The sequence below is a fragment of the Amycolatopsis thailandensis genome (assembly GCF_002234405.1).
GTDB lineage: Bacteria > Actinomycetota > Actinomycetes > Mycobacteriales > Pseudonocardiaceae > Amycolatopsis > Amycolatopsis thailandensis.
Genome location: NZ_NMQT01000100.1, coordinates 45,961 through 54,457 on the forward strand (window position 1 = coordinate 45,961; position 8,497 = coordinate 54,457).

The 8,497-nt window shown below is 70.8% G+C and carries 9 protein-coding genes and 1 pseudogene; 4 read left to right on the forward strand and 6 right to left on the reverse strand.

The features are described from left to right. Nucleotides 1-105: 105 nt before the first annotated feature. From CFP71_RS27690 to CFP71_RS27700, 3 genes are read right to left on the reverse strand one after another with little or no spacing between them, the layout of a single operon-like run. On the reverse strand, nucleotides 106-975 hold the full coding sequence (locus CFP71_RS27690; RefSeq protein ID WP_093936879.1) for an oxygenase MpaB family protein: 870 nt from the start codon (nucleotides 973-975) through the stop codon (nucleotides 106-108). Next, a complete protein-coding gene (locus tag CFP71_RS27695) occupies nucleotides 972-1,520 on the reverse strand; it encodes a TetR/AcrR family transcriptional regulator (RefSeq protein ID WP_093936880.1) in 549 nt (182 codons plus the stop codon). The genes CFP71_RS27690 and CFP71_RS27695 overlap by 4 nt, the downstream gene beginning before the upstream one ends. Next, nucleotides 1,517-2,899 carry an amidase gene (locus tag CFP71_RS27700; RefSeq protein ID WP_093936881.1) on the reverse strand — a complete coding sequence of 461 codons (1,383 nt, stop codon included), beginning with the start codon at nucleotides 2,897-2,899 and terminating at the stop codon, nucleotides 1,517-1,519. The genes CFP71_RS27695 and CFP71_RS27700 overlap by 4 nt, the downstream gene beginning before the upstream one ends. 90 nt (nucleotides 2,900-2,989) lie before the next feature. On the opposite strand from CFP71_RS27700, the gene CFP71_RS27705 reads away from it, so the two are divergent. Beyond that, on the forward strand, nucleotides 2,990-3,994 hold the full coding sequence (locus CFP71_RS27705) for a D-cysteine desulfhydrase family protein (protein WP_093936882.1): 1,005 nt from the start codon (nucleotides 2,990-2,992) through the stop codon (nucleotides 3,992-3,994). Between the two features lie 78 nt (nucleotides 3,995-4,072). Here the strand turns inward: CFP71_RS27705 and CFP71_RS27710 are convergent. Continuing rightward, nucleotides 4,073-4,624, reverse strand: a pseudogene (locus CFP71_RS27710) (DUF998 domain-containing protein); the annotation flags it as partial. A gap of 53 nt (nucleotides 4,625-4,677) precedes the next feature. After that, a complete protein-coding gene (locus CFP71_RS27715; RefSeq protein ID WP_093936883.1) occupies nucleotides 4,678-5,451 on the reverse strand; it encodes a PP2C family serine/threonine-protein phosphatase in 774 nt (257 codons plus the stop codon). 61 nt (nucleotides 5,452-5,512) lie between these two features. On the opposite strand from CFP71_RS27715, the gene CFP71_RS27720 reads away from it, so the two are divergent. Both CFP71_RS27720 and CFP71_RS27725 read left to right on the forward strand, forming a co-directional pair. Then, complete coding sequence (locus tag CFP71_RS27720) at nucleotides 5,513-5,722, forward strand: sigma factor-like helix-turn-helix DNA-binding protein (RefSeq protein ID WP_004559389.1); 210 nt, start codon at nucleotides 5,513-5,515, stop codon at nucleotides 5,720-5,722. Beyond that, nucleotides 5,722-6,246 carry a Clp protease N-terminal domain-containing protein gene (locus CFP71_RS27725; RefSeq protein ID WP_093936884.1) on the forward strand — a complete coding sequence of 175 codons (525 nt, stop codon included), beginning with the start codon at nucleotides 5,722-5,724 and terminating at the stop codon, nucleotides 6,244-6,246. Before CFP71_RS27720 ends, CFP71_RS27725 begins: the two co-directional genes overlap by 1 nt. 77 nt (nucleotides 6,247-6,323) lie before the next feature. On the opposite strand, the gene yczE is transcribed toward CFP71_RS27725, so the two are convergent. Further along, nucleotides 6,324-6,956: a membrane protein YczE gene (gene yczE, locus CFP71_RS27730; protein ID WP_093936885.1), complete on the reverse strand. Its 633-nt coding sequence runs from the start codon at nucleotides 6,954-6,956 to the stop codon at nucleotides 6,324-6,326. Between the two features lie 61 nt (nucleotides 6,957-7,017). On the opposite strand from yczE, the gene yczR reads away from it, so the two are divergent. Continuing rightward, on the forward strand, nucleotides 7,018-8,472 hold the full coding sequence (gene yczR, locus CFP71_RS27735) for a MocR-like transcription factor YczR (RefSeq protein WP_093936886.1): 1,455 nt from the start codon (nucleotides 7,018-7,020) through the stop codon (nucleotides 8,470-8,472). Nucleotides 8,473-8,497 lie beyond the last annotated feature (25 nt).

The following is an 8,497-nucleotide window of genomic DNA, read 5'->3' on the forward strand; positions in this document are numbered from 1 at the left end:
CGAAGGTAACGACGGAGGCCGGGGAAAGCGTCACGGCGCGGGGTGAACCCGGGTCCCCCGTGAAGGGGACTACCCCCTTACTCCGGTAGGGGAGCATCCAGAGGACTAAAGGCGGGAGTTTCCGGGGCCGTTGCCGCCACCCAGGAGACGGTAAGCCCGCAGATGCGCCCGGAACCAGACATTCAGCCTGCCGATCCGGCGCACGAGCGAGGACCGCAACGTCACCGGCACGAACCCGACCGTCACTCTCACGACTCTGCGGAACCGGTCGAACCGGCGCTGCTCCGCATCTGTCCACTGTAGACCGAGACGCTTTCGCAGCGCGGGCTGAAGGGCGCCGCGCAAGAGGAACATTTGCTCCCGTCGCAGCCTCGCCCAGAGTCCGTCGGGCAGCCACCGTAGGGGCTTCTCCACCGTCCGGATCGTCTCGAACAGCGTCGAGATCGTCTCGTTCGGGCCGAAGCCGTCGATCGTTTCCGCGTAGTAGCGCTCGAATTCCGGCCACGTCGACGGCATGTCCTGTTCGCGGAGGCCGAGAAGGCGTCCGACGTCGCACAGCTGCGCGTAGTACTCGTCCAGTTCGGACGCGGTCATCGGTTTGCCGTAGAACCGTTGCGTGTCAACGGGAGCCATGACGAGCGTGGCGTGCACCCAGGCGTACGCGCGCGGGTTCAGCGCGCTGTAGCGGCGCCCGTCGTCGTCGACCCCGGTGAAATCGCGATGCAGCGCGCGCAACCGGTCCGCTTCGTAGCGGGCGCCTTCCGGGCCGCCGTAGATGTAGATCGACAGCGACGCGGCCGTGCGCATCAGCCGCGTCCACGGATCCTCGACGTAGTCCGAATGATCCCGCACCCCGGCCGCGACGACCGGATGCGCGACCTGCAACACCAGCACCTGCTCCGCCAGCAGGCCGGCCCGGAAGTCGCCGAAGTACCGCCAAGCCGCCGTCCCCTTGACGATCGGGGGACCGCTCACGACGCGCCGCGGACGAGCATCATCAGCGACTGCGCCACCCCGACGCCGTCGTCGCCGGTGGCCAGCCTGCGCAACTGCAGCCCGGCGATCAGCGCCACGACCGGCCCGGTCAGCCGGTCCGGCGAGGGCACCCCGAGCGTTTTCAGGATCACCAGCGCGAGTTCGTCGTAGGCGGCGAAACACCGCGCGGCCGCGTCCTGGAGCCCGGGGTCGCGAGCGGCCTGCAGGTACAGCTCGTGCGCGCCGAGTTCGTCGGTGCCGAACGGGAGCTGCGAGATGACCTGCTCGACGACCGACGCGGCCTGCTCGACACTCAAGCCCTGCTCGCGGTAGGTGTCCACGAAGCCGGTCAGCTTCGTGGTCTCCTCCTCGACGAACAGCAGCATCGCCTCGCGCAGCAACGCCGTCTGGCTGGGGAAGTGGTAGGTCAGCGTGCCTGGCGAGACGGCGGCCGCGGTCGCGATCCGGCGGTTGGTCAGCCCGCCGACACCCTGTTCCCCGACCACCTTGAGCGCGGCGTGGAGGATCGTCTCGCGGGTGTTCACCAAACGGTCTCGGGCTTGCGGTCCTGCCACCGTTCGACCTCTTCCAGTTGCGCGGCCAGCGAGATCAGCCGTTCCTCCGCGTGCGAGGGGCCGAGCAGCTGACCGCCGAGCGGCAGGCCTTCCGGGCTCAGCCCGGCGGGGACGTTGACCCCCGGCCAGCCCAGCACGTTCCACGGCCAAGCGTAAGGGCACGCGGCGATCATGGCCTGGTCGGTCTGCCAGCCGGTGAGCTTGTCGAAGGTGCCGATCCGCGGCGGCGGGGTCGCGGTGGTCGGCGTGAGCACGACGTCCACCCGGCCGAACACCGAGCCGATCTGCCGTTGCAGCAACGGTTCCGTGGCCCTGGCGAGCCGCAGCGCCGGTCCGGCCAGTGCCGAGCCCTGCCGCGCGTTGGCCCGCGTGCGCGGGTCGAGCCGCCCCTGGTCCGGGACGCGACGGGACCAGTCACGCACGCCGACCAGCGAACGCGGCAGGAAGGTGAGGCCGATCAGCCGGTAGTCCGGTTCGATCTCGACGATCTCGTGGCCGAGTTCGGCGAACCGCTCCGCGAGCCGGACGACGGCCGCGTGCGCGTGCGGGTCGAGCCGGGTTTTCGTGGCGGTGAAAGGGATCCTGGTGGACAGGCCGATCCGCATCCGGCCCGGTTCGCGGCGTGCGGCCGACTGGAACGCGGTCCCGGTGCCCGCCGCGACGTCGAGCAGCAGGGCCGCGTCGGCGACGGTGCGCGCGAGCGGGCCGACCACGGTCAGGCCGTGGAAGAGTTCGCGTTCGGTCGGGACGCGGCCGCGCTGCGGTTTGATCCCGACCAGATCGGTCCACGCGGCCGGGATCCGGATCGACCCCGCCCCGTCGGAACCCAGCGCGGCGGCGATCACCCCCGACGCGATGGCCGCCGCCGCGCCGCCCGAGGAACCGCCCGGGGTGCGCTCGGTGTCCCACGGGTTGCGGGTCGCGCCGAACGCGGGGCCTTCGGTGAACGGCCATTGGCCGAGTTCCGGGGTGTTGGTCTTGCCGATGAGCACCGCGCCCGCCCCGCGCAGTGCGGCGACGGGCGGGGAATCCGTTGTCGCCAGGGAGAAGTCGCCTTCGCAGCCGAACGCGGTCGGCAGCCCGGTGACGTCGAGGTCGTCCTTGATCGCGGTGGGAGCGCCGAGCAGGGGAGCGGTCTCCCCGGCGGCCAGCCGTCGGTCGGCCTCCTCGGCCTCGCGAAGGGCCTCTTCGGGGCGAAGGCTTTTGAAGGCGTTGAGAGTCGGCTGACTGGCTTCGGCCTTTTCGAGCGCCAGGCGCGTGAGCTCGACCGACGTCGTGGCCCCGGCGGCGAGCAGCGAGGCCTGTTCGGCCAGTCCGGTGAAGGCGAGTTCCGGTTTCGACGTGGTCATGGCTCCCCCTTGCCGCTCTCGTTCGTTCAAACGAACGATACCACCGGGGTAACCTCGATCGCCGCTCTTCGGTGTGGTTACGTGACCTGCATGAACCTGGACCGCTTCCCCCGCGTCGACCTCGGCGGCTACCCGACGCCGCTGCATCCGGCACCCCGGCTGGGCGAAGCCCTCGGCTTGCCGAACCTGCTGCTCAAGCGGGACGACGTGCATCCGCTCGGCGTGGGCGGCAACAAACTCCGCAAACTCGAGTTCCTGCTCGGCGCGGCGATCGAGAACGGCGCCGACACGGTGATCACCTTCGGCGCCTTGCAGACCAACCACGGCCGCCAGACCGCCGCGGCCTGCGCGAAGCTCGGGTTGCGGTGCGAGCTCGTGCTCACGGCGAAGGTCCCTCGCGACGGCGACGCGTACGAGCGGTCCGGCAACGTGTCCCTCGACCATCTCTTCGGCGCGAACGTGCACGTCTGCCGCGACGGCGAGGAGACCGGCCGGACCTACGACCGGCTGATCACCGAGGCCGCGGCCGAGGGGCGCAAGGTGGCCACGTTCCCGGTCGGCGGCTCCGACGGCGTCGGGGCGCTCGGCTACGTGGCGGCCGCGCGGGAGATCGCCGGGCAACTCGCCGGACTGGGTGTCACCAAGGCACGGCTGGTCGCGCCGCACGCCAGCGGCGGGACGTCCGCCGGGCTCGTCGTCGGAACGGCGGACCTGGACTGGCTGACGCTGGACATCGCCTGCGTCAGCCATCCGGTCGACGAAGCCCTCGACAACCTGGCCGATCTCACCATCGCGGCCTCCGTACTGCTGGGGAGCGAACCGCCGTCACTCGACGGCCTGCATCTCGACGACCGCACGATCGGCCCCGGCTACGGGATCCCGACCGCCGGCACGTGGGACGCGGTACGGCTTTTCGGTCGCACGGAAGGGATCGCGCTCGATCCCGTGTACACCGGGAAGGTGGGCGCCGCGATGGTCGAGTGGGCCGCCGAAGGCCAGTTCGCGGCCGACGAGCACGTTGTCTTCCTGCACACGGGCGGGCTGCCCGGCCTTTACGGGTACGCCCCCGAATTCACCGACGCGGTGAGCCGCTGACGCGACCTTCAGCATCCCGGCGATCAGGATCACGTGCGCCACCAGCGAAAGCCGTTGCGTGACACCGACCGGCACGACGTCGGTCAGCGTCTTGAAGAACGGGATGTCGGCCAGGCGCACGAAGATGAAGCTGAGCCCGAAGACGACCAGCCCGGCCGCGCTGCCCCAGGCCAGGCGGCCGATCTGCCTGGCCGCCGGGGTGCCGCGCAGGTTGTCGCGCAGGGTGAACCCGGCGGCGGGCAGACTGAGGAACGCGATGAGGCACGCGTAGAGGTGGATCTCGCCGCTGACCGGGTCCGGGTACTCGGGGTAGCTCGCCGGGAAGATCGCGGCCGCCGCCAGCCCCAGCGACCACAGCACGAACAGCAGTTTCGTGGTGCGGCCGAGCGGGATCCCGGCGGCGGCCAGCGCGCCGAGCGCGGTGAGCGAGCCGATGGACAGGGAAAGCACGCTGGCCCCGAGCATCCCGGTGCCGCGGTCGACGTAGGCGTAGCTGGACAGCGTGTCGAACACCGGATCGCGCGAGCTGATCAGGTGGAGCACGACCATGGTGAACAGAGCCCAGCCGATGGCGGCGCCCGACGCGATGAGCCAGGGTCTGGCCCGCGGTCTCTCCCCAGGGAACGTCATGCGTCCAGCCTGCTCGCGCGGGCGCGGATTTCCGATCCGGGAAGCCCCCGGTTCTACCCTGGGGCTACCCCGAACTCGACCAGTACCAGTAGCTGGTCATCGTGCCTTTTCGCGCGGGGCCAGCGGACGCCGTCCGGATCCTGTTTCTCCGCCGTGCGCACCGCGTCGAGGACCGCGTCCGGACCACGCTCGCGGCTGAGGGCGAGCACTTCCGGCCAGTCGAACAGGTCGTATTCGTCGACCCCGATGGAGACGCCGTCGGTCGCCAGAAGCAGGGCTTCGACCTCCGAGCGCGGCCAGCTGCGGCGGACGGCCTCGTCGGCCGCCTTCGGTTCCGCTTCGGCGACCCAGAAGCCGCCCGGCGCGTTGCGTTTCGCGCGGACGTCGGCGCCGGTGCGGAGCTGACCGCTGTCGCGAAGCGAAACTAGCCTGTCGTCGGTGAGCGGGTCCGGGCCCGAGGGACCGAAGGCGATGATGGGGCTGTCGGCAAGCACCAGCGCGTCGACGGACTCGTCCGTCCAGCGCGCGATCGCGACCGTGCTCGACGGCGATCGTCCCGGTTCGAGGCCTTCGCGACCCGCGACGTCGGCGATCGACCCGGCCAGCAGGACCGCGAGGTCCGCTTCGGGTTCCGCGGTCAGCGCCTGCGACAGGCTGCGCACGAGCAGGCCCGCGTACCAGCCGCCGGACGGCAGATCCGGTCGCGGCGCGGTCGCCCCGTCGAGCACCACCACGGCGTTGCCGAGTACGGCGACGTGGTCTTCGGTCGGGCGCGACGCTCCGTCCGCACCTACTCCGTCCCTTTCCGCCACTGCGATTTCGACCATGGCCCGACCCTAACTGTCAACTGAGGTTGACGCGGGCGAGATGTCAACGTAGGTTGACGTCATGACCGAAGCGACAGATCTGGCCGCGCGAGCCGGTGACCGCGATCCCCGCGTGGGACTGCGCGCCGTCGCCGCCTTGCGCCGGCTGTTGGAACAACTCGAAGCCGTGCAGGTCCGCAGCGCGCGGGTGCACGGCTGGTCCTGGCAGGAGATCGCGGCCGAGCTGGGGGTCAGCAGGCAAGCGGTGCACAAGAAGTACGGGAGGCACTGATGTTCGAACGGTTCACCACCGAACTCCGCGAGGTCGTCATCGGCTCGCAGCTCGTCGCGGCGGACGAAGGCGCGCCCCGCATCGATCCGCTGCATCTGCTCACGTCACTCGCCCGGCGCACCGGCGTGCTCACCGCCTTGGGCTGTCCCGCGGACGAACTGGCCGACGACCTCCGGCGAATCCGCCGCCGGGGCGGCATGAGCGACGCCGACGTCGAAGCTCTGAGCGGCTTCGGCATCGACGTCGAGCACATCGTCGAGCGGGTCGAGCAGACCCACGGACCCGGCGCGCTTGCCGGTGGGCAGCGCGCCGGACGTGGTCATCGGCCCTTCACGCCGGAGGCGAAGAAGGTGCTGGAGAAGAGCCTTCGCGAGGCCATCGACGTCGGCGGCAAGCGAATCGAAGGCGAGCATCTCCTGCTCGCGCTGACCGCCGTTCCCGGCGTGGCCGCCGACGTCCTCGCGCAGCGTGGCATCGACTACCTGGCCGTGCGGCGCCTGCTTGAGCAACGCGCCGCCAGCTAGTGATCGGTCCCCAATCACGCGAGTCACGGCTCTGATCACGCGAGTCACGTCCCCAATCACGCGAGTCCCGCGCTCGGCTACGCGGCGGAGCGCTCCCGCCACACGACATGCGGCAGGAAAGCCTGCGTCAGCGGCCCGATGGCCAGCGCGTAGAGCACCGTGCCGACACCGACGGTCCCGCCGAGCAGCCAGCCCGCCGCGAGGACGGTGATCTCGATCAGGGTCCGGACGAGGCGGATCGACTTGCCCGTCCTGGCCGCGAAACCGGTCATCAGCCCATCACGAGGGCCGGGACCGAGCCGGGCGCCGACGTAGATCGCGGCGGCGAGGCCGTTGAGCACGACCCCGGCGACCAGGTTGAAGAGCTGCCAGCCGAGGACGTCCTGGTCGGGCAGGACGAGCCGGACCAGGTCGACGGTGAGCGAGATGACCACGATGTTGGCGAGCGTCCCGATCCCGGGCCGCTGCCGCAGGGGGATCCACAGCAGGAGTACCAGGACCGAAGCGATCGCGGTGACCGTGCCGAACGAGAGCCCGGTGAGCTTCATCAGACCTTCGTGGAGCACGTCCCACGGGTCGAGTCCGAGTCCCGACCTGGTCAGCATGGCCATGCTGCCGCCGTAGAGGGCGAGCCCGCCGACGAGCTGGAGCGAGCGGCGGGTGGTGTCCTGGGAGATGCCGACCGGTCTGAGGTCGAGTTTAAGTGCCACGAGTGCACCATCAGGGGTAAGTGGCTATCTTGACCATGACCAATCTGGAACAATTGGCCTTATGGAACCGCTGATCCCGCTGACTGGACGCGTTTCAGGGTTGAAATTGGCCATTTTGCTGGGGAGTTGGCGCCAGAGTGGTTCTCGACACGGTGCCGCGGATCTCGCGGCGGCTGTCGAGCTCCTGGTCCTCGACGGCAGGCTCCCACTCGGCACGAAACTCCCGGCCGAGCGGGAGCTCGCCGACGCCCTGGACGTCAGCCGCACGCTGATCGGCGCCGCACTGGACAAACTGCGCGCCGATGGGCTGGTCGCCAGCCGGCGCGGGGCCGGGTCCTGGATCGCGTCTCCCGGGGGCAGGGGCCGCGACGCGATCCTGCCGTCCGGGGAGGACCTCATCGACCTGGCCCAGGCCTGCCCGCCCGCCATCCCTGGCCTGGTCCCCGCGGTGGACGCCGCGCGGAAGACGTTGGTGGACCACCTCGGCGAGAACGGCTATCACGTGCGCGGCCTGCGGATCCTGCGCGAGCGGATCGCCCGCCGCTTCACCGAGCGCGGGCTGCCGACCAACGCCGACCAGGTGATGGTCACCAACGGCGCGCATCACGCGTTCGTGCAGGTCCTGCGCATGCTGGCCGGTCCGGGTGACCGCGTGCTGGTCGAGCAGCCGACGTATCCGAACGCGCTGGAGGCCATCGCCGCCGCACACGCCATCCCGGTTCCGGTGCCGCTCGACCCGGCCACCGGCTGGGACGTCGTCGGGATCGAGGCCGCGCTGCGGCAGTCCGCGCCGAGGCTCGCGTACTTCGTCGCGGACTTCCAGAACCCGACTGGCCTGCGGATGAAGGCGACCGACCGGGAGCGGCTCGCGGCCGCGCTGAGCCGCGCGCGGACGCCCGCGATCATCGACGAGACGCTGGTCGAGCTGGACCTCGAAGGTGATCCGGCCGACGGGCCGCCACCGCTGGGCGCGTTCGCGGGCGACCTCGGCATCACGATCGGTTCGGCGTCGAAGTCGCACTGGGCCGGGCTGCGGCTCGGCTGGATCCGCGCTTCCGAGGACGTCATCGGCAGGCTGATCGCGGCCCGGTTCGCCGTCGACCTGGGCTCGCCGGTCTTCGAGCAACTGGTCCTCGCCGAGCTGCTCGACGACGGCGGGGCCGCGCTGGCACACCGTCGCGAGGAGACACTGGCCCTGCGCGACGCGCTGACCGGGGCACTGAACTGGTACTGCCCCGATTGGACGTTCACCGTGCCGCCCGGCGGGCTTTCGCTGTGGTGCCGTCTCCCGGAGCCGATGAGCACGCGCCTGGCCGTCGCCGCGGCGGGACACGGGGTGCAGGTGGCGCCGGGTTCGCGGTTCGGTGTCCACGGTGGACTGGAGCGCTGGCTGCGCCTGCCGTACTCGCTTCCGGCCGACAGGCTGTTCGAGGCCGTACGGCGGCTGGGCGCGGCCGCCGCTTCGGTGGCCGCGACACCCGCCACGGCCGCTCCGGTGGCCGTCCAGGTCACCTGATTCCCGCATTTCGTCCTCTGAATGC